The 23,427-nt window shown below is 37.6% G+C and carries 29 protein-coding genes; 5 read left to right on the top strand and 24 right to left on the bottom strand.

Going from position 1 to position 23,427, the window contains the following annotated elements; all coding sequences use genetic code 11:
• Window positions 1-2: 2 nt before the first annotated feature.
• The 24 genes from rplO to rpsL form a co-directional block, all read right to left on the bottom strand.
• Window positions 3-455: a 50S ribosomal protein L15 gene (rplO, locus tag ACJJVW_RS03595; protein WP_013751341.1), complete on the bottom strand. Its 453-nt coding sequence runs from the start codon at window positions 453-455 to the stop codon at window positions 3-5.
• 12 nt (window positions 456-467) lie between these two features.
• A complete protein-coding gene (gene rpmD / locus ACJJVW_RS03600; RefSeq protein WP_013751340.1) occupies window positions 468-647 on the bottom strand; it encodes a 50S ribosomal protein L30 in 180 nt (59 codons plus the stop codon).
• A 10-nt stretch (window positions 648-657) separates the two neighbouring features.
• Window positions 658-1,182 (bottom strand): 30S ribosomal protein S5, encoded by a 525-nt coding sequence (rpsE, locus tag ACJJVW_RS03605; protein ID WP_013751339.1) that lies wholly within the window; start codon window positions 1,180-1,182, stop codon window positions 658-660.
• Window positions 1,183-1,187: 5 nt separating this feature from the next.
• Window positions 1,188-1,544 carry a 50S ribosomal protein L18 gene (gene rplR, locus ACJJVW_RS03610; RefSeq protein WP_013751338.1) on the bottom strand — a complete coding sequence of 119 codons (357 nt, stop codon included), beginning with the start codon at window positions 1,542-1,544 and terminating at the stop codon, window positions 1,188-1,190.
• Between the two features lie 11 nt (window positions 1,545-1,555).
• Window positions 1,556-2,098 (bottom strand): 50S ribosomal protein L6, encoded by a 543-nt coding sequence (rplF, locus tag ACJJVW_RS03615; RefSeq protein ID WP_298328852.1) that lies wholly within the window; start codon window positions 2,096-2,098, stop codon window positions 1,556-1,558.
• A gap of 20 nt (window positions 2,099-2,118) precedes the next feature.
• A complete protein-coding gene (rpsH, locus tag ACJJVW_RS03620; RefSeq protein WP_013751336.1) occupies window positions 2,119-2,517 on the bottom strand; it encodes a 30S ribosomal protein S8 in 399 nt (132 codons plus the stop codon).
• 86 nt (window positions 2,518-2,603) lie between these two features.
• Window positions 2,604-2,873, bottom strand: coding sequence for a 30S ribosomal protein S14 (gene rpsN / locus ACJJVW_RS03625; RefSeq protein WP_013751335.1), 270 nt, complete (start codon window positions 2,871-2,873; stop codon window positions 2,604-2,606).
• Between the two features lie 3 nt (window positions 2,874-2,876).
• The gene (gene rplE / locus ACJJVW_RS03630; RefSeq protein ID WP_013751334.1) at window positions 2,877-3,428 is read right to left on the bottom strand and encodes a 50S ribosomal protein L5; all 552 of its coding nucleotides are present in this window, start codon (window positions 3,426-3,428) and stop codon (window positions 2,877-2,879) included.
• A gap of 2 nt (window positions 3,429-3,430) precedes the next feature.
• Window positions 3,431-3,742 (bottom strand): 50S ribosomal protein L24, encoded by a 312-nt coding sequence (gene rplX / locus ACJJVW_RS03635; protein ID WP_013751333.1) that lies wholly within the window; start codon window positions 3,740-3,742, stop codon window positions 3,431-3,433.
• Between the two features lie 13 nt (window positions 3,743-3,755).
• Window positions 3,756-4,124, bottom strand: a complete 369-nt coding sequence (gene rplN, locus ACJJVW_RS03640; protein WP_013751332.1) for a 50S ribosomal protein L14 — start codon at window positions 4,122-4,124, stop codon at window positions 3,756-3,758.
• Complete coding sequence (gene rpsQ, locus ACJJVW_RS03645; RefSeq protein ID WP_013751331.1) at window positions 4,124-4,381, bottom strand: 30S ribosomal protein S17; 258 nt, start codon at window positions 4,379-4,381, stop codon at window positions 4,124-4,126. Before rpsQ ends, rplN begins: the two co-directional genes overlap by 1 nt.
• An 11-nt stretch (window positions 4,382-4,392) precedes the next feature.
• On the bottom strand, window positions 4,393-4,581 hold the full coding sequence (rpmC, locus tag ACJJVW_RS03650; protein ID WP_013751330.1) for a 50S ribosomal protein L29: 189 nt from the start codon (window positions 4,579-4,581) through the stop codon (window positions 4,393-4,395).
• Window positions 4,582-4,592: 11 nt separating this feature from the next.
• Window positions 4,593-5,015: a 50S ribosomal protein L16 gene (gene rplP, locus ACJJVW_RS03655; RefSeq protein WP_013751329.1), complete on the bottom strand. Its 423-nt coding sequence runs from the start codon at window positions 5,013-5,015 to the stop codon at window positions 4,593-4,595.
• A 21-nt stretch (window positions 5,016-5,036) separates the two neighbouring features.
• The gene (gene rpsC, locus ACJJVW_RS03660) at window positions 5,037-5,759 is read right to left on the bottom strand and encodes a 30S ribosomal protein S3 (RefSeq protein WP_013751328.1); all 723 of its coding nucleotides are present in this window, start codon (window positions 5,757-5,759) and stop codon (window positions 5,037-5,039) included.
• Between the two features lie 4 nt (window positions 5,760-5,763).
• Window positions 5,764-6,174: a 50S ribosomal protein L22 gene (rplV, locus tag ACJJVW_RS03665; protein WP_405250788.1), complete on the bottom strand. Its 411-nt coding sequence runs from the start codon at window positions 6,172-6,174 to the stop codon at window positions 5,764-5,766.
• Between the two features lie 6 nt (window positions 6,175-6,180).
• Window positions 6,181-6,462: a 30S ribosomal protein S19 gene (gene rpsS / locus ACJJVW_RS03670; protein ID WP_108876871.1), complete on the bottom strand. Its 282-nt coding sequence runs from the start codon at window positions 6,460-6,462 to the stop codon at window positions 6,181-6,183.
• 6 nt (window positions 6,463-6,468) lie between these two features.
• Window positions 6,469-7,293 (bottom strand): 50S ribosomal protein L2, encoded by an 825-nt coding sequence (gene rplB / locus ACJJVW_RS03675; RefSeq protein WP_013751325.1) that lies wholly within the window; start codon window positions 7,291-7,293, stop codon window positions 6,469-6,471.
• A 9-nt stretch (window positions 7,294-7,302) separates the two neighbouring features.
• Entirely contained in the window at window positions 7,303-7,593 is a 291-nt protein-coding gene (gene rplW / locus ACJJVW_RS03680; RefSeq protein ID WP_013751324.1) for a 50S ribosomal protein L23, read from the bottom strand.
• A 6-nt stretch (window positions 7,594-7,599) separates the two neighbouring features.
• Window positions 7,600-8,229 (bottom strand): 50S ribosomal protein L4, encoded by a 630-nt coding sequence (rplD, locus tag ACJJVW_RS03685; RefSeq protein ID WP_013751323.1) that lies wholly within the window; start codon window positions 8,227-8,229, stop codon window positions 7,600-7,602.
• Window positions 8,229-8,840 carry a 50S ribosomal protein L3 gene (gene rplC, locus ACJJVW_RS03690; protein ID WP_108876872.1) on the bottom strand — a complete coding sequence of 204 codons (612 nt, stop codon included), beginning with the start codon at window positions 8,838-8,840 and terminating at the stop codon, window positions 8,229-8,231. The genes rplD and rplC overlap by 1 nt, the downstream gene beginning before the upstream one ends.
• A 154-nt stretch (window positions 8,841-8,994) precedes the next feature.
• Complete coding sequence (rpsJ, locus tag ACJJVW_RS03695; protein WP_013073266.1) at window positions 8,995-9,300, bottom strand: 30S ribosomal protein S10; 306 nt, start codon at window positions 9,298-9,300, stop codon at window positions 8,995-8,997.
• Between the two features lie 11 nt (window positions 9,301-9,311).
• Window positions 9,312-11,438, bottom strand: a complete 2,127-nt coding sequence (gene fusA, locus ACJJVW_RS03700) for an elongation factor G (protein ID WP_298328891.1) — start codon at window positions 11,436-11,438, stop codon at window positions 9,312-9,314.
• Window positions 11,439-11,441: 3 nt separating this feature from the next.
• Entirely contained in the window at window positions 11,442-11,918 is a 477-nt protein-coding gene (gene rpsG, locus ACJJVW_RS03705) for a 30S ribosomal protein S7 (RefSeq protein WP_013751319.1), read from the bottom strand.
• Window positions 11,919-11,943: 25 nt separating this feature from the next.
• Window positions 11,944-12,318 carry a 30S ribosomal protein S12 gene (rpsL, locus tag ACJJVW_RS03710; protein WP_013751318.1) on the bottom strand — a complete coding sequence of 125 codons (375 nt, stop codon included), beginning with the start codon at window positions 12,316-12,318 and terminating at the stop codon, window positions 11,944-11,946.
• A 231-nt stretch (window positions 12,319-12,549) separates the two neighbouring features.
• Between rpsL and ACJJVW_RS03715 the strand changes: the two genes are divergently transcribed.
• From ACJJVW_RS03715 to ACJJVW_RS03735, 5 genes are all read left to right on the top strand, one after another.
• Window positions 12,550-14,196: a POTRA domain-containing protein gene (locus ACJJVW_RS03715; RefSeq protein ID WP_405250789.1), complete on the top strand. Its 1,647-nt coding sequence runs from the start codon at window positions 12,550-12,552 to the stop codon at window positions 14,194-14,196.
• A gap of 198 nt (window positions 14,197-14,394) precedes the next feature.
• Entirely contained in the window at window positions 14,395-17,424 is a 3,030-nt protein-coding gene (locus ACJJVW_RS03720) for a SusC/RagA family TonB-linked outer membrane protein (RefSeq protein ID WP_298328899.1), read from the top strand.
• 13 nt (window positions 17,425-17,437) lie between these two features.
• Window positions 17,438-18,889: a RagB/SusD family nutrient uptake outer membrane protein gene (locus tag ACJJVW_RS03725; RefSeq protein ID WP_298328902.1), complete on the top strand. Its 1,452-nt coding sequence runs from the start codon at window positions 17,438-17,440 to the stop codon at window positions 18,887-18,889.
• An 18-nt stretch (window positions 18,890-18,907) separates the two neighbouring features.
• Window positions 18,908-19,762, top strand: a complete 855-nt coding sequence (locus ACJJVW_RS03730; RefSeq protein ID WP_298328905.1) for a hypothetical protein — start codon at window positions 18,908-18,910, stop codon at window positions 19,760-19,762.
• A gap of 457 nt (window positions 19,763-20,219) precedes the next feature.
• A complete protein-coding gene (locus tag ACJJVW_RS03735; protein ID WP_298328908.1) occupies window positions 20,220-23,423 on the top strand; it encodes a SusC/RagA family TonB-linked outer membrane protein in 3,204 nt (1,067 codons plus the stop codon).
• The last annotated feature ends 4 nt before the right edge of the window (window positions 23,424-23,427 follow it).

The raw sequence follows: 23,427 nt of genomic DNA on the forward strand, positions 1-23,427 counted from the left end.
GATTATAACGTTACAGCTTCACCGCCAGCAGCTTCAACAGCAGCCTTTGCAGTTGCAGTAAATTTATGTGCAGATACTTTAATTTTCGCTTTAAGCTCTCCTCTACCTAATATTTTTACTAGATCGTTTTTACCAACTAATCCAGCTTCCATAAGAGATTCTATAGATACTTCTTCCGTCAGGCGTCCAGCATCAACATACTCTTGTAGCGTATCAAGGTTTACACCCGCATACTCTTTTCTGTTGATATTTGTAAATCCAAATTTAGGAACACGGCGTTGAAGTGGCATTTGCCCTCCTTCAAAACCAATTTTCTTACTGTATCCTGAACGAGACTTCTGTCCTTTGTGTCCACGACCAGCCGTACCACCTTGACCAGTTGCCTGACCACGACCTTTACGGCTATCGTTTTTCTTAACAGCTCCTTTTGCAGGCCTTAAGTTATTTAACTCCATCTGTTATTTATATTAAGCTTCCTCTACAGAAACTAAGTGACTAACTTTACTTACCATACCAAGGATGTTAGGTGTATTATCATGCACCTTTACCTGGCCTATTTTTCTCAATCCAAGAGATTCTAAGATTCTCTTTTGGTTTTGAGTGCGATTTATTGCACTCTTAACCTTTGTTACTTTGATTTTTGCCATTGTCCTTGATTTATCCTTTAAACACTTTATCTAGTGTGATACCACGTTGCTTTGCAACAGTCTCAGCACTTCTTAACTTAAGTAAAGCATCAAAAGTTGCCTTTACTACGTTATGTGGGTTTGAAGATCCTTGATTCTTTGATAATACATCATGTATACCAACTGACTCAAGTACTGCACGTATTGCACCACCCGCGATAACTCCAGTACCCGCTGCTGCAGGTAATAAAAGTACACGAGCTCCTCCAAATTTACCTTTCTGTTCGTGAGGTATAGTTGCTTTATTTAATGGAATACGAACTAAGTTTTTCTTAGCATCTTCCATAGCCTTTGCGATTGCAGAAGCTACTTCTTTAGACTTTCCTAAACCGTGACCTACTACTCCATTCTCATCACCTACTACAACAATAGCAGAAAATCCAAAAGCTCTACCTCCTTTAGTTACCTTAGTAACACGCTGTACACCAACTAAACGATCTTTAAGATCTAACCCAGATGGTTTTACTAACTCTACGTTTTTATAATCTTGATACATACTTCTTAGAATTTAAGACCGCCTTCTCTTGCGCCCTCTGCTAGTTGTTTAATTCTTCCGTGATATAAGTAACCACCTCTGTCAAATACTACAGCCTCTACTCCAGATTTTGTAGCTTTTTCAGCGATTGCCTTACCTACAAGCTTTGCAGTTTCAGTCTTACTTGATTTTGCAGCTGCGATATCTTTATCACGTGACGATGCTGCCATAATAGTTTTCCCCGTAAGGTCATCTACTAACTGAGCATAAATCTCTTTATTACTTCTAAATACACAGAGTCTTGGTCTCTCCGCAGATCCAGAAATAGTCTTACGAATTCTAAGATGAATTCTATTTCTTTTTTCACTTTTTGATAATGCCATTTCTCTATGTATTATGCAGATTTACCTGCTTTTCTTCTAATTATCTCTCCTACAAACTTGATACCTTTACCTTTGTAAGGTTCTGGTCTGCGGAAACCGCGTATTTTTGCAGCTACCTGTCCTACAAGTTGTTTATCATGTGAAGTTAATTTTATAATAGGATTTTTTCCTTTATCAGAAACTGTTTCCACTTTTACTTCTGGAGCTATATCCAAAACTATATTGTGAGAAAATCCTACTGCAAGATCAAGCTTATTACCTTGGTTACTTGCTCTATAACCTACACCTACAAGTTCTAATTTCTTTTCAAAACCGTTAGATACACCTTCAATCATGTTTGCAATCAAAGACCTGTATAGTCCGTGCTTTGCACGAACATCCTTCTTATCTGAGTCACGCTCAAGAGTAATAGTTCCGTCTTCGATTTTAATATCTATACCAGAGTACTCTTGCGTAAGCTCGCCTAATTTTCCTTTTACCGTTACAACACCGTCTGCTACGTTTACCGTAACACCATCTGGAACTGTAATTGGGCTTCTACCTATTCTTGACATCTTGTTGTCTTTTTATCTGATTAGTAAACGTAACAAAGTACCTCTCCTCCAACATTGTGTTGAGCCGCTTGCTTACCTGTCATAACTCCTTTAGAAGTTGAAACAATAGCAATTCCCAGTCCATTCAATATACGAGGTATCTCTGTTGATGAAGAATATTTACGCAAACCAGGCTTACTTATTCTTTGTATATCCTTAATAACAGCTTCTTTAGTAATGCGATCATACTTCAAGGCAATCTTGATAGTATCCTGCGCCTTACCTTCTTCAAACTTGTAGCTAAGAATGTACCCTTGGTCAAATAAGATTTTAGTCATCGCCTTCTTAAGGTTTGATGCTGGAATCTCGACCACTCTGTGATTTGCTGCCGATGCGTTACGCACACGTGTCAGGAAATCTGCAATAGTATCTGTATTCATTTAATTATAGTTACGGTAGTGGTTTTCTCTAGTCTCGCTTTCGCGAAAGCATAAAAAGAACCTTCTACCAATTTATACTCTTTGTATTACCAGCTCGCTTTCTTAACTCCTGGTATTAATCCTTGGTTTGCCATTTGACGAAACATCACACGTGATAATCCGAACTGACGCATATAACCCTTAGGACGACCTGTAAGTTTGCAACGATTGTGCTGACGTATAGGTGAAGCGTTCTTAGGTAACTTTTGCAATCCTTCGTAATCTCCAGCTTCTTTTAAAGCCTTACGTTTCTCAGCATATTTTGCAACTGTTTTAGCACGCTTTACCTCACGGGCTTTCATTGATTCTTTAGCCATATCTTAATTCTTTTTAAAAGGTAAACCTAGTTCTGCAAGTAATGATTTTGCTTCCTTATCAGTTTGAGCAGAAGTTTGAAAAGTGATGTTCATACCATCTATTTTCTTGATTCTATCAATATTGATTTCAGGAAAGATAATCTGTTCAGTAACTCCCATACTGTAGTTACCACGACCATCAAAACCAGTAGCATTGATTCCGTTAAAGTCACGCACACGTGGTAGTGCAGATGTAACAAGTCTATCTAAAAACTCATACATGCGTTCTCCACGTAAAGTAACTTTGGCACCAATAGGCATTCCTTTACGTAATTTAAATGTCGCAACATCCTTCTTAGACATTGTCGAGATAGCTCTCTGTCCTGTGATAAGCGTAAGCTCCTCAACAGCATTTTCTACAAGCTTCTTATCTGCAACCGCAGCTCCAACACCACGAGATACTACAATCTTATTAAGACGAGGTACCTGCATAATATTTTTGTAACCAAACTCTTCTTGAAGGGCTGGCGTTACGCGGTCTTTAAACTCTTGTTTTAGTCTTGGTACGTATCCCATCACTATAATATTTCGTTGTTAGACTTTGCAAAGCGTACCTTCTTATCTCCTTCCATACGGTAACCTACTCTCGTAGTCTTACCATCCTTATCCATCAAAGATAAGTTAGAAATTTGAAGTGGCGCTTCTTTTTCTTTAATTCCACCTTGAGGATTTGCGGCGCTCGGCTTTTCGTGCTTCTTCACCATGTTAACACCCTCAACGATTGCTTTGTTCTTCTCGATAAATACTTTTACGACTTTACCCTCAGATCCTTTATGATCTCCAGCAATAACCTTAACTGTATCTCCCGTTTTTATTTTAAGCTTTGTCATCTTATTGTCTGTATTAAAGCACCTCTGGTGCTAATGATACAATCTTCATAAACTGTTTGTCACGAAGCTCTCTTGCTACTGGTCCAAATACACGAGTACCGCGCATCTCACCTTGAGCATTTAAAAGAACACAAGCATTATCATCAAAACGGATATATGATCCATCTGGACGACGTACTTCTTTCTTAGTACGTACAACTACTGCTGTAGATACGGCACCTTTTTTAATTTGACCGTTAGGTGTAGCATCTTTTACAGACACTACAATCTTATCTCCTACAGAAGCATATCTTCTTTTAGTACCTCCTAATACACGGATAGTCAAAACTTCTTTTGCCCCAGTATTATCTGCTACTTTTAATCTTGATTCTTGCTGTAACATTACTTCGCTCTTTCAATGATTTCTACTAGTCTCCAAGTCTTTGATTTACTCATAGGACGTGTTTCCATGATCCTAACTGTATCCCCTTCGTTGCAGTCGTTTGTTTCGTCGTGTGCTACATACTTCTTCGTCTTTAAAACGAATTTACCATACATAGGGTGCTTTACTTTTTTCACTTCAGCAACAACGATAGACTTTTGCATCTTGTTACTAGTTACTACACCGACACGCTCTTTTCTTAAATTTCTTTTTTCCATCTTAAGCAGCGTTATTGTTCTCTTTTAGTTAATTCAGTTGCAATTCTAGCGACTGTACGTCTCATAGAACGCAGTTGAATAGGATTGTCAAGTGGAGAGATAGCGTGCGCCATCTTAAGATCCATGTAAGATCTTTTTGCTTTTCCAAGCTCTTCTTGCAATTCTGCTACAGATAATCCTTTTACCTCTGATTGTTTCATAGTACTATAATTTATTCAGCTGAAAAATCTCTAGCTACGACATACTTAGTTCTTACTGGAAGTTTTTGAGCCGCAAGACGTAACGCCTCTTTTGCTACTGGTTCTGGAACCCCTCCTAATTCGAACATAATGCGTCCTGGTTTTACAACTGCTGCCCAATATTCTACAGCACCTTTACCTTTACCCATACGTACCTCTAAAGGCTTCTTAGTAATAGGCTTATCTGGGAAGATCTTAATCCAAAGAGTTCCCTCTCTTTTCATGTAACGTGTTGCTGCTATACGAGCTGCTTCTATTTGTCTCGCAGTTACAAAAGATGAATCGAGTGATTTTATACCGAACTGACCATTAGAAAGCAAATGCCCTCTATTAGCTAGTCCTTTCATACGACCCTTCTGCTGCTTGCGGAATTTTGTTTTTCTAGGCTGTAACATTTTTTACTGTCTTTTTAAAAATTACTTTCTACGACGTGGTCCACGGTTGTCCTTACGACCTCCACCACCTTTTCCAGACTTGCTATTTTGCAGTCCTACTAAAGGAGAAAGCTCTCTCTTGCCATATACTTCACCTTTCATGATCCATACTTTGATACCCAATCTACCATAAGTAGTGTGAGCTTCAACCAAAGCATAATCTATGTCGGCTCTAAAAGTAGATAAAGGAATACGCCCATCTTTATAAGACTCTGAACGCGCCATTTCAGCACCATTCAAACGTCCAGAAATCTGGATTTTAATACCCTCAGCATTCATACGCATCGCTGCTGCGATAGCCATCTTAATTGCACGACGGAAAGAAATTCTTCCTTCAATCTGACGAGCAACACTCTGACCTACCAGAAATGCATCAAGCTCTGGACGCTTAATCTCGTGGATATTAATTTGTACTTCTTTACCTGTGAGTTTCTTAAGCTCTTCTTTCAACTTGTCTACTTCCTGACCACCTTTCCCGATAATAATACCAGGTCTTGCTGTAGTAATAGTAACGGTTACAAGTTTAAGCGTACGCTCAATTATAACTCTAGACACACTAGCTTTGCTTAAACGAGCGTGAATATAACGTCTAATCTTATCGTCTTCGGCAAGTTTATCACCGTAGTCATTACCTCCGTACCAGTTAGATTCCCATCCTCTGATTATTCCAAGGCGATTTCCGATTGGATTTGTCTTCTGTCCCATCTAATTAATTGCTTTGTGTGTTATCTTTTGCTCCAAGAATCACTGTTACGTGATTAGAACGTTTTCTAATTCTGTGCGCGCGACCTTGTGGTGCTGGACGTAGTCTTTTCAACATTGTTCCAGAATCAACTTTGATCTCTTTAATAAAAAGATTAGCATCTTCGACACTAGCATCCTCATTCTTAGCTTCCCAGTTTGCAACTGCAGAAAGAACAAGTTTCTCAACTTTACGTGATGCTTCTTTATTACTAAATTTCAACAACTGAAGTGCTCTCTCCACTTGCGTACCTCGTACCATATCTGCTACAAGACGCATTTTACGTGGAGAGGTAGGGCAGTTATTCAATTTCGCGAAAGCGATAGACTTATTAGCCTCTTTGCGACGATTAGCCGCTTCTTTTTTACGAACTCCCATCTCCTGTTATCTTTTACCTTTATTTTTCTTATCAGCTCCGTGCCCCCTATAAGAGCGCGTAGGTGAAAATTCTCCTAGCTTATGCCCTACCATGTTCTCAGTAACATATACTGGTACGAACTGGCGACCATTATGTACTGCAATAGTTTGCCCCACAAAATCCGGAGTAATCATAGAAGCTCTAGACCAAGTCTTAATGACAGTCTTTTTATCGCCTTCTACGTTTGCAGTAACTTTCTTTTCTAACTTATAGTGAACGTAAGGTCCTTTTTTTAATGAACGTGCCATATCTTATTATTTCTTTCTACGTTCTACAATATACTTATTACTCGACTTCGTCTTAGAACGCGTTCTGTAACCCTTAGCAGGTACACCATTACGGTTCCTAGGATGACCTCCAGAAGATTTACCTTCTCCACCTCCCATTGGGTGATCGACAGGGTTCATAACTACTGGACGTACACGTGGACGACGACCTAACCAACGACTTCTACCAGCTTTACCAGATACAAGTAACTGGTGATCACTATTAGATACAGCACCTATTGTTGCCATACACGTTGATAAGATTAATCTTGTCTCTCCAGAAGGAAGTTTTACCGTAGCAAACTTACCATCACGAGCCATTAACTGAGCAAATGAACCAGCCGAACGCGCCATAACAGCACCTTGACCTGGACGTAACTCAATACAAGATATTATAGTTCCCAAAGGAATCGCCGAAAGCGGCATAGCATTACCGATCTCCGGAGCTACACTTGCACCAGAAACTAAGTTCTGACCAACTTGCAAACCATTCTGAGCGATAATATAACGCTTCTCACCATCTTGATAATCAAGAAGAGCGATAAACGCCGTTCTATTTGGATCATATTGGATTGACGCAACAGTTGCAGGAACTCCTTCTTTGTTACGTTTAAAATCGATAATACGGTAACGTTTTTTGTGACCTCCACCAACTTGGCGTATGGTCATCTTACCCGTATTATTTCTACCTCCTGAGCGTTTTTTCGGAGCCAATAGGCTTTTTTCCGGCTTATCAGTTGTAATCTGGTCGAAACCATTTACAACTCTAAATCGCTGCCCTGGAGTGATAGGTTTTAATTTTCTTACTGACATTTTGTTGTCTTAAATGTTGTTATAAAAATCTATTGTATCACCTTCCGCCAGCTGTACAATTGCCTTTTTAATAGCATTTGTTTTACCAGTAAGAACACCAGACTTCGTATGACGAGACTTGCGATCCGGGCGGACATTCATTGTGCGAACTTTTTCAACTGAAACACCATAAGCAGCTTCTACCGCTTTCTTAATTTCAACCTTATTTGTTCTCATACTCACTTCAAAAGTAAAACGATTCATTTCCTCGCTATCTTTTGTTGCTTTTTCTGTAATAACAGGCTTTATTAAAATACTCATCGTGTCTTATTTTGCTAAATTTGCTTCAACACCTTCTAAAGACCCTTCTAAGAACACAACGTTGTTTGCATTCATTATTCCGTAAGTGCTTAATTCTGAGCTTTTTACGACTTTAGCGGTCTTTAAATTGCGCGACGACAAATATACGTTATTATTTGACTCTCCCAACACTATAAGTGACTTTTTATTCTCTAACCCTAAGGCTTTCAAAACATTCACAAAATCTTTCGTTTTTGGAGCGTCTAGATTAAAATCTTCTATTACAGTGATTGCGTTATCGTTAGCCTTAATTGTAAGTGCCGAACGACGTGCAAGTCTCTTCAATCCTTTGTTTAATTTGAAAGAATAATTTCTAGGTCTCGGTCCGAACATACGTCCTCCTCCTCTAAAAACACCAGACTTGATACTACCCGCACGGGCTGTACCAGTTCCTTTTTGTTTCTTGATCTTACGAGTAGAACCCGCAATCTCTGCTCTTTCTTTAGACTTGTGCGTTCCTTGACGTTGGTTTGCAAGAAATTGCTTAACATCTAAATACACAGCATGCTTGTTTGGCTCAATCCCAAAAACAGCATCAGAAAGGTCTGCCTTTCTCCCTGTTTCTTTTCCTTTGATATCTACAACTGCTATCTTCATTACTTCTGAATGATTACATAAGCATTTTTGTGACCAGGAACACATCCTTTCACTACAAGTAGATTCTTTTCAGCAACTACTTTCAATACTTTAAGATTTTGAACTTTGATTTTGTCACCACCCATACGACCTGCCATACGCATTCCTTTGAATACACGTGCAGGGTAAGATGCTGCCCCAATTGAACCTGGCGCTCTAAGACGGTTATGTTGACCGTGAGTAGCTTGTCCAACACCACGGAAACCGTGACGCTTTACAACTCCTTGAAAACCTTTACCTTTTGAAGTTCCCGATACATCGACAAATTCTCCTTCAGCAAAATGATCTACAGTGATTGCATCTCCTAATTTAAACTCTCCTTCAAATCCTTGGAACTCGACAACTTTACGCTTAGCAACAGTTCCTGCTTTTTTGGCGTGGCCAGCAGCAGCTTTGTTTGCCTTCTTAGCGTCATCGAAACCAAGTTGAAGGGCTTCATACCCGTCAGCTTCTGTGGTTCTGACTTGGGTGATAACGCAGGGACCTGCTTCGATAACGGTACATGGAATGTTTTTTCCATTCTCGTCAAAGATGCTAGTCATACCTACTTTCTTTCCGATTAACCCAGACATAATTATAAATATTTGTTATTAAAAAAATCTATTCTAAAAAAAACAAGGCCGAACACGTTCGACCTTGAATGTGTGTTTCCGTTTTTCCCTCGCACGCAGCTCAGGACAAATTAGTGTGGTAATTAATACGCTTTCGCGAAAGCGTAAATACCTATCACACCTTAATCTCTACCTCTACTCCAGATGGTAACTCTAATTTCATCAAAGCATCAATAGTCTTTGAAGAAGAAGAATAGATATCTAGTAAACGCTTGTAAGAGCTAAGCTCAAACTGCTCACGAGATTTCTTGTTTACGTGTGGAGAACGTAATACAGTAAAGATTTTCTTATGTGTTGGAAGAGGAATAGGTCCTGTTACTACAGCTCCTGTTGTCTTCACAGTCTTAACAATCTTCTCAGCACTTTTATCTACTAAGTTGTGATCGTAAGATTTTAGTTTAATTCTAATTTTTTGACTCATTTCCTTAGTAATTAATCGTTTGTACCTTTAGATGCTGCAATAACTTCTGCTGCAATATTCGCAGGAGTTTCCTCGTAGTGAGAAAATTCCATAGTAGAAGTTGCACGTCCAGATGATAGTGTACGTAACGTAGTTACATAACCAAACATCTCAGAAAGTGGCACTGTTGCCTTAATAGTCTTTGCACCAGCACGGTCACCCATACTTGACATTTGACCACGACGACGGTTCAAATCCCCTACAATATCACCCATGTTCTCTTCTGGCGTAATTACCTCAAGTTTCATGATAGGCTCCATTATAACAGCTTTGGCAGCTTTTGCAGAGTTTTTAAATCCAAGTTTAGCAGCAAGCTCAAAAGAAAGTTGATCAGAATCCACATCGTGGTAAGATCCATCTCTCAATGTTACTTTGATTGCATCAACTTCGTAACCAGCAAGAGGTCCGTTTACCATTGCCATTTTGAATCCTTTCTCAATAGATGGGATAAATTCCTTAGGAACGTTACCACCCTTAATTACTGATTCAAATTGTAATCCTACAACACCTTCGTCTGCAGGCTCAATTGTAAATACGATGTCAGCAAATTTACCACGTCCACCAGATTGCTTTTTGTAAGTTTCTCTGTGTTCTGCAGCTCTTGTAATTGCCTCCTTATACTCAACTTGTGGTTGACCCTGGTTAACCTCTACTTTAAATTCTCTTCTTAAACGGTCTACAATTACATCTAAGTGAAGCTCACCCATTCCTGATATAATAGTTTGACCTGAAGCCTCGTCTGAACGCACTGTAAACGTAGGATCTTCTTCAGCAAGTTTTGCTAAGCCCATTCCTAATTTATCTACATCTGCCTTAGTCTTGGGCTCAACCGCGATACCGATTACCGGATCTGGGAAGTCCATAGATTCTAAAACAATAGGGTGCTTCTCATCAGAAAGTGTATCTCCAGTCTTAATAGACTTAAAACCTACAGCTGCTCCAATATCTCCAGCTTCTATATAATCAATTGCATTTTGCTTATTAGCGTGCATTTGATAGATACGTGAGATACGCTCTTTTTTACCAGAACGATTGTTTAATACATAAGATCCAGCATCTAAACGACCTGAGTACGCTCTAAAAAATGCAAGACGCCCTACAAAAGGGTCTGTTGCAATTTTAAATGCAAGTGCAGCAAAAGGCTCCTTTACATCCGGCTTACGTAATTCTTCTTTTTCTGTATCTGGGTTTACACCTACGATACCCTCCTTATCCATAGGAGAAGGCAAGTAACGACAAACAGCATCAAGAAGGAATTGAACTCCTTTATTCTTAAATGCAGATCCACAGATCATAGGAATGATAGACATATCCATTACAGCAGCACGAAGCGCAGCGTGCACTTCATCTTCTGTAATTGAATCCTCATCTTCCATATATTTTTCTAGCAAGTTTTCATCATACGCAGCAACTTCTTCAATAAGTTTACCACGAAGCATTCTTGCTTCTTCTTTTAAGTTTTCTGGAATATCAACAACATCAAATGTTGCTCCCATTCCTTCTTCATGCCATACAATAGCACGGTTCTTAACAAGATCTACAATTCCTTTAAAATCTTCTTCGTCACCTATATTAAGAACGATAGGCACAGCATTCGAACCTAACATTTCCTTAACCTGAGTACAAACCTCTAAGAAGTTTGAACCTTGACGGTCCATTTTATTTACAAAACCAATACGTGGCACTTTGTAATTATCTGCAAGTCTCCAGTTAGTTTCTGATTGTGGCTCAACACCATCAACGGCACTAAACAAGAATACTAAACCATCAAGTACACGTAAAGAACGATTCACCTCTACAGTAAAATCAACGTGACCAGGAGTATCAATAATATTAAAGTGATAATCCTTAGTATCAGGAAGCGTTTGCGCGTTCTCCATTGGAAACTTCCAAGTACAAGTAGTAGCAGCAGAGGTAATTGTAATACCACGCTCCTGCTCTTGCTCCATCCAGTCCATTGTTGCAGCACCATCATGCACTTCACCAATCTTGTGACTTACACCTGTATAATAAAGGATACGCTCTGTAGTCGTAGTTTTTCCAGCATCAATGTGAGCTGCAATACCTATATTTCTAGTAAATTTTAAGTCTCTAGCCATTTCTTAGAATCTAAAGTGTGAGAATGCTTTGTTTGCTTCTGCCATCTTGTGTGTATCAACACGCTTCTTTACAGCAGCACCTTCCTCCTTTGCAGCAGCAAGAATCTCTGCCGCAAGTTTTGCAGCCATTGATTTCTCATTTCTCTTACGAGAAAAACTAATTAACCACTTCATAGCCGTAGAGATCTTACGATCTGGGCGGATTTGGTTTGGGATCTGATATGTTGCCCCTCCTACACGACGACTACGTACTTCTACGTGTGGCATCACATTAGATAAAGCATCTTTCCACAATTCAAGAGCAGTTTTCTCTTCATTTGTGTTTTTTTCTTCTACGATATCAATTGCATCATAAAAAACTTTGAATGCAGTAGACTTCTTACCGCTCCACATCATCATATTAACGAAACGAGTCACTAACTGATCGTTAAATTTCGGATCTGGAAGAATTGGTCTCTTCTTGGCCTGTTTTTTTCTCATTACTTCTTCTTAAAGTGTTGTTGATTTACTTCTTAGGGCGTTTTGCACCGTACTTAGATCTCGATTGCGTTCTTCCTGCAACACCAGCGGTGTCTAAGGCTCCACGTACAATGTGATATCTAACTCCTGGCAAATCTTTTACCCTTCCACCTCTTACCAATACTATCGAGTGCTCTTGTAAATTGTGTCCTTCACCACCGATGTATGCATTCACCTCTTTACCATTTGTCAAACGAACACGCGCAACTTTACGCATAGCCGAGTTTGGTTTTTTAGGTGTAGTCGTGTAAACACGAGTACATACGCCACGTCGTTGTGGGCACGATTCAAGGGCAGCAGATTTACTCTTCTTGGTAATCTTGGTTCTTCCTTTACGTACTAATTGTGAAATTGTTGGCATAATTTCTTTCTACCTAATTGTTAATTTTCTTAATCTACCCAAATTTAGGGTTTGCAAAAGTAAGAATAATTTACTAACCATCAAACCCACTTTCATTAAAATTTAGAAAAAGTTCTGAATACCAAAAAACTAACATACTTTCGTAATCCTAAATTCGTTTAAAAACGACACTAAAAATATCACTTGAAACTACTCTACCTATTTTTAATTATTTTCTTTGTCAGACAACATATGTCTGCGCAAAAAAATGATGTAAGAGTACAATTAGAAGTACAAAGTAATCTCCCATCAGAATCTGCTATTCTGGATAACACAAACTACAAGACTACATTTAAAGATAAACAGTCTGCACTAGATGAACTCCAAAACCTAAACACGCAATTACAAAATTTAGGGCACCTAGACAGCACTTATAAGTTAACTACAAAAAACGACACCTTATATATTGCCACATTCCTTCTAGACAAACCCTACCCATACATAACTTTAAAAATCAAAAAAAACAAAGACCTCGAGAGTTATATAACACAGACAGGATATAGAATTAAAAATGACAGCATAACTATAGAGACCGCTTTCGCGAAAGCGTACTTAAAAAAATTAAGCTCCATAGCATCAAACAACGGAAATCCTTTTGCTACATTTCAAATAGCCAACATCACCAAAACAACACAACACAATCTTGAAGGAACACTCAACTATTCTTTTGAAAACAGAAGAACAATTGATAGAATCGAAATTGAAGGATACACTAATGTCCCGAAAAGCTTTCTCAAACATAGCGTCAAATTAAAGGAAGGCGAAATATTTAACCGTGAGAAACTGAATAAACAGAGCAAGGAACTATCGTCTCTTCCTTTTGTAAATCAAGCTAAAACTCCGCAAGTACTTTTTAATCCGGACAGCACAATAGTTTACCTTTATTTAGAACGTAAAATTGTCAATAAATTTGATGGCTTTCTAGGTTTTGCAAATGAGGAAGACAACTCTTTTAGCTTAAATGGGTATCTCGACCTACTCCTTACAAACAACTTTAATTATGGAGAAACATTCATTCTAAATTATAAGGCAGATGGAGGCGATCAATCGCAGCTCCATTTAAAGACCAAACTACCTTACCTTTTCAAAAGTCCACTAGGAATTGAAGCATCCCTCAACCTCTTTAGGAAGGACAGCACATTTTCCACAACACAACAGTCCCTAGATTTAGTCTATCAACTAAATCAAAAAAAACACCTTACACTAGGATACGAATCTGAACAATCAGAAAATCTTAATGACAATACAACTACTCAACTTGTAAATCTTGAAGACTTCACCTCTAAAAGACTAACCACATCATTTACACACCAAAATTTATCTACTGATTTATTTTTTCCAACAAAAAGACGTTTACACTTTAGAGCTGCTTTTGGAAATAGAGAAATTACAGAAAGCTTAGACAAACAAATATCTCTTACTGCTATACTAGAAAATGAATTTACCTTAAATGATAACCACTCCCTATTTGCAAAAAATACCACACAATATTTAATCTCTAACAATTTCTTAACAAACGAACTTTATCGTTTTGGCGGAATTTTAACTCTTAGAGGATTTGAAGAGAATAGCCTTTTAGCAAACTTTTATAACACCCTAAATACAGAGTATAGATACAAACTGAACGATGGCATCTACATCAACTCAATTTTAGACCTTGGCTACCTCGAAAATCGCATTGAGAAGACAAAGCGAAAACTCTATAGTTTTGGCTTAGGTACTGGCATTCAGACCAAAGCAGGAATAATAAAATTAAACATTGCAAATGGTCTATTTGATAATCAGGACTTTAGATTTTCAGACACTAAACTTCATATAATTTTAGAAGTAAAATTCTAATAAAAGAATAAAAAACGACTTCCATTTATACAATAGAAAATTCTAATCAAAACGTAAACAGTTAAATTTCACAAGGGGTTATCACAAAAAAGAGTTAACGATAAGTTAAAGTTAATTTTTCTTAATTATTTTAACAAAAAAGGTTGTGATTCAAATAATGTTATTACAGAATTTTGCTAGAAATAAACAAATTTTTTTATGAAAACACTTTTACAAAAAGTACTTGTTCTTTGTACTATTTTAAGTGCCTCCGCCCTGTTTGCACAGGGTCGTATCATTACGGGTACGGTAACTGAGGCTAATGGACCACTTCCAGGAGCGACAGTGGTAATCAAAGGTACCTCTACAGGTACTCAAACAGATTTTGATGGAAACTTTTCTATTGAAGCAGCATCAAGTGATGTTCTTTCTTTTAGCTATGTTGGATTCAAAACTTTAGACATTCAAGTTGGTAATCAAAACTCAATCAACGCTACACTTGAAGCCGACAACTCTCTAGCAGAGGTTGTAATTACTGGTTACGGAAGTCGCTCTAGAGATTTATCTACAGCAGCTACTACAACTGTAAGTGCTGGTTCTATTGAAGATTTTGTACCATCTACGAGTGTAGACAACATTCTTCAAGGTAAAGCTGCCGGTGTACAAGTAACTGCTGCAAATGGACGACCAGGTCAAACTGCATTTGTACAGATACGTGGTGTAGGATCTATTAACGCCGCAACAACTCCATTATATGTAATTGATGGTGCCCCTATTGAGGCTGAGTTCGTTAACAACATTAACCCTAACGATATTGAGACTTTAACTATTCTTAAGGATGCTGCTACAGTATCTAAGTATGGTTCAAGAGGAGCAAACGGAGTTATCTTAATTACTACAAAGAGAGGTAGAAGTAAGGACGCTAAATTTGTATTTAGATCTTCTATAGGAACTAGTGAGAGAATTGCAGATCCATTTGATTTAATGAATGCATCTCAAAAATTAGAACTTGAAAGACAATATGCTGCATTAGGTGTTCCTCAAGCTCAGGGACTCCCTGGTGCTACAGCAACACCAGAACAATTAGCTACATTTATTGAAAATGATACTAATTGGGAGGATGCACTTTTAAGAAAAGGTTATATACAATCTAACTCTCTCGCTATATCTGGAGCAGATGAGAAAATCAACTACTTTTTATCACTTGGATATGACAAAAACACGGGTATTATAGATCGTATAGATGGTTTTGAGAGAATTTCTGCTCGCCTTAACACAACTTACGAGGCTAGAGATTGGCTAACAGTAGGGACAAACATTTCTGCATCTAGAAGTACAACAGATCTACCAAGAGACCGTAATAACGTTCAAAACCCATTCAGATTTTTATACGATGCAAACCCTTATGAAACTCTATTCTTAAGAGATGGAAATAATGAGGTAGTAACTAATGCTGATGGTGAACCACAATTCAACCCTACAACTTCAGGATTCCCTGTTGCTCAAGCACTTATTACTGAGCCATCTTCAGAAACTAACTTCTTACTTGTTGGTAATATCTTTGCTGATATTAAATTTTCTGATAAATTTTCAAACAGATTTGCTGTTGGTACAACTACCAACAGAGGCAGAACTGTAGCTAGATCTATTGCTGGCGGAACACTTGATCCTATAGTTGGAGACTCTGACTTTCCAGGAACTCAAAGAGAATCAATGAATGTAGATTTCCAATATAATGTGAGTAACGTTTTTGGTTACAAAGATACATTCGGCGAAAAGCACAACATTAGTGCAGATGTACTTTTAGAGTACAATGAAAGAATTTTTACTCGTACAAATGTTTCTGGTAGAGGATTCCCGACACCGGATATTGCATTCTTAGATGTAGCTGCTGATTTTAGTACAGGAGGATCTACAGAAGTACGTAATAGCTTATTCTCACAAGGACTTTTCGTTGATTATGATTACGATGGTAAGTATCTTGTTTCTGCATCAGTAAGAAATGACGGATCATCTCGCTTTGGCCCTGAAAATCAAAATGCTGTTTTCTATAGTGGAAGTGCTGCTTGGAATATTTCCAAAGAAGACTTTATGGAAGGAAGCGTATTTAGCGATTTAAAACTTAGAGCTTCTTACGGTAGTTCTGGTAACCAAAACATTGGAAACAATCAATTTGTGAACCTAATTGGATTTGGAACTTATAATGGAAATAGCTCTGCAGTACCAGGTGGTATAGCAAATCCTGATATCAAATGGGAACAACAATTTCTTGCCGACATAGGTGTTGAATTTGGATTATTCAATGATCGTATTACTGGTGTTGTAGATTACTACGTAAAAACTTCTGAAGACCTTCTTTTAAACAGACCTATTTCAGGACTTGTAGGAGATGGAAACAACGGAATTTTATCGAACATTGGTAAAATTGAAAACTCTGGACTAGAAGTTGCTTTAAATTTTGATGCTATCAAAACTGAAGACTGGAGAGTATCCTTAGGAGGTAATGTTGCTTTCCTTGATAACGAAGTTAAAGAATTAGTAGACGGTGACGATATTAACAACGGAAATACCATTCTACGTGTAGGTGAGGAAATCAACACATTTTTCCTAGTAGAATATGCTGGCGTAAATCCTGCAAATGGAGAGCCTCTTTATCTTACTGCAGACGGAGATGTAACAAACCAATACAGTGCTGATTTCGCTAAGACATTAGAAGGCAAGTCACCACTTGCAAATATAGAAGGTGGATTTTACGGAAATGTACGTTACAAAGGATTTGGACTTCGTGGTGATTTCGTTTTTAAAGCTGGAAACTACATTCAGAACTTCCAAAGATCTGCGGGTGTAAGTATTGGCAATATTGATGCTAACCAAAGAGTTGAAGCTTTTAATTACTGGCAACAACCGGGAGATCAAAATGTTCTTCCAAACCCATTGTATGAAGCAACAGCAGATCAAACCTCTACTAGATTTTTAGAAAAAGGTGATTATGTTAGACTAAGAACATTAACTCTTTCTTACGACATCCCTAGTCAACTACTAGACAGAACAGGTCTTTCCTCAGTTAGAATTTACGGAACTGGACAAAACTTACTAACATTTACTGACTATGAAGGAGATCCAGAAATTGGAATTGGTTCTGCTGAAAATAGCGCACCTGGTAACGCTGGATTCGTTGCTGGACAGTTTTCTCTATTTAGCTACCCTCAAACTAAGTCACTTACATTTGGTGTTGACATCGGATTTTAAAATAAAATAAAATATGAAAACAATAAAAACGATACTTACGATTTTCATCATGACACTAGGACTTACGTCTTGTGATGATGAATTAGAGATCGCACCTTTCATTCAAGGAGATGCGGATACTTTTTACAATAGTGTAAATAATTTTGAGATTGCTCTTAATGGAATGTACAGTTCATTCTTTGGGTACTACTCAAATGGTTCTGGTGTTCAAGGACTTCCTGACATTCTTTCGGATAACGCGATTATAGCTAGAACTGGAAGAGGGTCAAATCAAGTTTTTTCTGACTTCACTTACGGAGCAAATAATGGTGGGTACATCACCAATGTATTCAATGGAGCTTATACTACTATTCGTAGAGCAAACTTGATGATATCTCAGATTGATAATATTGATGGTGAAGCAGAAAGAGATAATATTCTTGGACAAGCCCTTGCAGGTAGAGCTTTCGCTCACTTAGACCTAGTACGTACTTATGGAAAAATACCTACACAAAGCGCTGATGCAAACGCATCACTTGGTATTACATACATAAAAGAACCTATTGACGCGTTAAGTCAATTATCTAGAGAAACCGTAGCTAGTAATTATGAGAACATAATTGCTGACCTTACTGATGCTCTTGCCCTTATAGATGATACAACTCTTGCCGGAGAGGACAAAATTGAAGGAGTTTTCAATAAGAACTCTGTAAGAGGAATGTTAAGCAGAGTATACTTATACACTGGAGATTATGATGCTGTAATTGATATTGTAGACGAAATAACGGCTCCTTTAGCAACGAGAACTCAAATACCAGGCGTATACACAGATTCTAATGACAATGGACTTCTTGTTGAATTTGCTGTTAATACAGCTTCTGAAAGTGGCTTTAACAATGTTGGCGTTATTTACAGCCAAACAATTAATGGAGCTACCGTTTCAGAATTTGCTGTTGACTTTGGACTTTTTAATGAATTAGACATTACAGATGTACGTAGAAACATTGTAGCTTTCTCAGCTTCAAATGAAGGTAACACTTATAATGGCATCAACAAGTTTATTGGAGAAACTGACCAAGTGAATGGTCGTGTAGATATCAAAGCCTTAAGAGTAGCAGAAGCTATTTTAAACAAAGCAGAAGCTCAATTTGAGTTAGGTTTAGAAGGTGATGCTCTAATAACTTTAGATTTGCTAAGAGCACAGAGATTCTCTCCTTTCTCAATCGGAACAGAGACTGGGCAAGATCTTGAAGATGCTATTCAACTAAATCGTCGTATAGAACTTGCTTTTGAAGGTCATCGTTTTTATGATCTAAAGAGACGTGGTGAAGCTATCGAAAGAGGTACTTTTGGTGATTTATCAGATGGATCTGGGACCCCTAATACTACTCAAACAATTGAAGCTGGAAACTTTAGGTTCCAATTACCAATTCCTCAAGCTGAGATCAATGTAAATCCAAATTACACTCAAAACGAGGGTTACTAATATTAAAACATATTTATAATGAATAAATTAAAATATATCGCAGCTAGTTTACTAGTAGGATTTATGACTCTTACTTCATGTGAGGACGCAGAAATCCCTCAAGTGGACACAGAAAACGGTAGAGCAATAGCTGGCTTTAACGGAGCTATTTCTAATCCTAAAATAGTTTTTGACCCTTCTCAAAATTTTGAGAACACTATCACAGTTGGAGTTTCAACAGTATCAGATGTAGATAGAGCTGTAGTGCTTAGTCTTAATGAAGACGACACTACCCTTCCTTCATCTTTTTATGAGATAAGCACACTTAATCCTGTAATTACTGCTGGTTCATTTACAACAGACATTACAATTACTACCATCGGTACTTCTGATTTACCAAGTACATCTGACATAATCGCATTAGATTTAGTATCTGTAGAGGCGTCAGAAATACTTACTGAAAGTGAGGATCGTCTTAATATATCTCTGACTATCCAGTGTCCTACAGTAGAAACTGATAATATTCCTGGTACTTATACCATTATACAGGATGATTTTGGAACTACTGTTGGCGATAATACATTTGAACTTATCGCTGGCCCTGGTGCAAACGAATACACTATGGTTAACCCATTTGATCACCCAAATCCAAACGATGGTGGTGCTCAAAGTTATAATGTAATTATAGAGATAGATCCAAGTTCAGGAGTTTCAAGAATAGCACGTCAAGACGCTTGGCACTGTGATAACTTTGGCTGTGGATTTGGTCAAGGTAGAGTTGACGGTACGGGTATCACTCTTACATGTATCAACCAAATTCAATTTCCTGGTCTTCGTCATACTGTTGATGCTGGAAGTTTTGGATCTTTTGCTTTCATAATAGAAAAGCAGTAAGCTAGATTAAATTAATATAATTTTCCTAAAGGGCTGTCTAAGTAATTAGACAGCCCTTTTTTCATTTAAACCAAATACGCTTTCGCGAAAGCGAAACACCGATAAGTAAATTATAAGAACAGAAAAAAAACATAAAATTCTAATAATTACAATCATTTTGAAATCATTAAATCATTCGAATTTTAAAACCGTAATATTCTAAATAAAACACATAATCAACTCCCTAAATTTATATAGACTCAAAAGCATTTGTTAAACAAAACTTATAACTAAGGGGTAAATTGTTAAATTTTAAGAAGTTCAATCACTCATTAACAACTATTTAACATCTACATATGTTAAACAAAATTCATTATTATGGCATTTTTGTTAACGCATTCCCAATTTCGTTAAAAGCGTACTAATTAGGTTTCTTTATGACTTTATTTGGAACGGCTAATTCAAATAATTTATAAAAATGAAAACAAAGTTTAGTGGAATTTTAACGCTATTACTAGCGTTTGTAGTGCAAGTTTCGTTTGCACAATTAACAGTGACTGGAACGGTGAAAGACGACACCGGCGTACCACTTCCAGGAGCAAATGTTCTTTTGAAAGGAACAAACACAGGTACACAAACAGATTTTGACGGTAATTACTCAATAGAAGCAGAGCAAGGACAATCTCTTGTCTTTACTTATGTAGGTTTTACTGACCAAACTATATTGGTAGGTACTTCTTCTACTATTAATGTAACCTTAGCTGCTGGAGATGCTCTTGACGAAGTTGTGATTACTGCATTAGGTATTTCTAGAGAAAAGAAATCTCTAGGTTACTCAACTCAAGAAGTTTCTGGTGAAGAAATTGCCGAGACTAGGAATCCAAATGCGCTTAACTCGATCTCTGGTAAAGTAGCCGGAGTTCAAATCTCTAATGCCACAGGTAACTTAGGGGGTTCTACACGCATTGTAATTCGTGGTGCATCATCTATTACAGGTGAAAACAGACCTCTTATTGTTGTAGATGGAATTCCATTAGACAACAGTAACTACAACTCTTCATCTACTCAATCTGGTGGAGGTGGAAGAGATTACGGTGATGCTGGTTTTGATATTAATCCGGATGACATCGCAACTATGAACGTTCTTAAAGGTGGACCTGCAGCTGCACTTTACGGATCTAGAGCAAGTAATGGTGTAATACTCATTACTACTAAATCTGGAAAAAAAGGAAGAGCTGAAGTTACAGTTAACTCGGGTATTACATTTGAAACTGTAAACATCCTCCCTAAAATTCAAAAACTCTACGGAGGTGGTGCTGGAGATGCTAGTACCATTGGTCAAGCTGGGTTCAATCAAGCGACTATAAACGGAACTACATATGATGTAGTTGATTATGGTACTGATGAATCATGGGGACCTAGATTTGAAGGACAACAAGTACTACACTGGGATGCTTTTGATCCTGAATTTGCAGATGATTTTCTTCAAACTCGTGCTTGGTCAGCTCCTAAAAACAACATTGATTCATTTTGGGACACTGGCGTTTCTTACAACAATGGAGTATCATTCTCACAAGGAACAGATAAATCAACAATGCGTTTGAGTGCTAACAACACTAGAACTGATGGTATTGTACCGAATTCAAACTTAAGAAAGAATTCAATTAACTTTAACGCTACTAGCCAGATATCTGATAAGTTAAAAGTGGAAGCAATTGTAAACCTTACTGTTACTGAAGGATTTAACAGACCTGCTTCTGGTTATACCGGTGCTGGTGTAGTACAACAATTATATCAATTTGGACAGACTTCTCTTGATTATAGTCGTCTAAGAGATTACAAACTAGCTGATGGATCACAAAGACCTTGGAATAGAATTTCTGCTACAAACGGAAATCCAAGATACTCAGACAACCCGTACTGGACCTTGTATGAAAATACTGCAAAGGACAAAAGAACTCGTTGGTACGGTAACTTAGGAGCTACGTATAATTTTACAGATGACTTTTATGTTGTAGGTAAAGTATATGCAGATACTTATGATTTTAGAATCAATGAAAGAGTTGCTGTAGGATCTCAGGGAGTTGCAGGTTATGCAGAATCTGATCGTGACTTTGAAGAAATAAACTACGAAGCGCGTGTTCACTACGATAAAAAATTCTTTGATAATAAAGTGAGCCTTAATACATTTTTAGGTACAAACAGAAGAGATGCCGAATTCCACAGACTTTCAGCAGCAACTTCAGGAGGACTCGTAGTTCCAGGACTTTACACAATTAGTAATTCAGCAGATCCAGCACAAGCAACTGAATTTGACTCAAGAAAGCGCGTCAATAGTGTTTTTGGATCTGTGTCAGTAGGATATGACAACTTTGCATATTTAACGTTTACAGGAAGAAATGACTGGTCCTCTACTCTACCAGCAGATAATGCTTCATTCTTTTACCCAAGTGTAAATGGTAGTCTTGTGTTTTCTAATCTTATAGAGGCAGAGTGGCTTTCATTTGGTAAAATACGTGGTGGATATGCCGAAGTAGCAAGTGATACTGACCCTTATTCTCTAGCAACTATATTTAGTGCATCAATTCCATTTTTAGGTGATGTACCTTTTAGCACTTCTAATACAAGTCAAAATCCAAATCTTGAACCAGAATTCAAAAATACTTATGAGTTTGGTTTAGAGATGGCATTTTTACAAAATCGTATTAGTTTTGACCTTACTTATTATAATGAAGAAACTTCTAACCTAATCACACCTGTTCAGGTTGATCCTTCTACTGGTTTCTCTTCCACATTTACAAATGGCGGAACATTGAGAAACCGTGGTATTGAGGCTTTAGTTAATGCGACAGTTATCCAAACAGAAAATTTTTCTTGGGATACAACTTTTAACTTCTCAAAGAACAACAATGAGCTACTTGAGCTAATAGATGGCGTAGAATCTTTACAGATAGCAAGTTTTCCATTCAACTCGGTTACATTAAACGCCGTTGTTGGTGAACCTTATGGAATTATTAGAGGAACAAACTTTGTTTTTGATGATCAAGGGAATAAAGTAGTAAACTCAAATGGAAGTTTTGCAGAGACTCAGGACCAAGAGAATTTAGGAACTATTTTACCTGATTTTAATTTAGGTATCAGAAATACTTTCCGCTATAAAAATTTAAGTTTAGGATTTTTAGTAGATATTCAAGAAGGTGGAAAGTACAGATCATTAACAAACATCTGGGGTAACTATTCTGGTATTCTTGAACAGACTGCTACAGATAATAAACGTGAAGTAGGTACTGTATTGGAAGGAGTAACAGGAACGGTTACGTATGACGCAAATGGAGATTACACAGTTACTGACACAGCAGCAAATACACAAGTAATTTCTGCTCAACAAGAAGGTACTGATTACTTTTTTGGACCAGACGCAGCTAACGTATTTGATGCAGATTATATTAAATTAAGAGAAGTGTCTCTAAGCTATAGATTACCTTCAGAATGGATTAAAAACCTTGGAGTATCTGATGTTATGCTTTCAGCTTTTGGTAGAAACTTAGGTGTTTGGGGTCTAGATAATGACAACTTTGATCCAGAAGTAGCTACTTCAGGAAGTGGAAATATTCAAGGCTCTGAAGGAGGATCGCTTCCATCAACAAAGAGCTACGGGTTTAACGTACAATTAAAATTTTAAGAAA

The organism is Dokdonia sp. Asnod3-C12, from assembly GCF_045063975.1.
GTDB lineage: Bacteria > Bacteroidota > Bacteroidia > Flavobacteriales > Flavobacteriaceae > Dokdonia.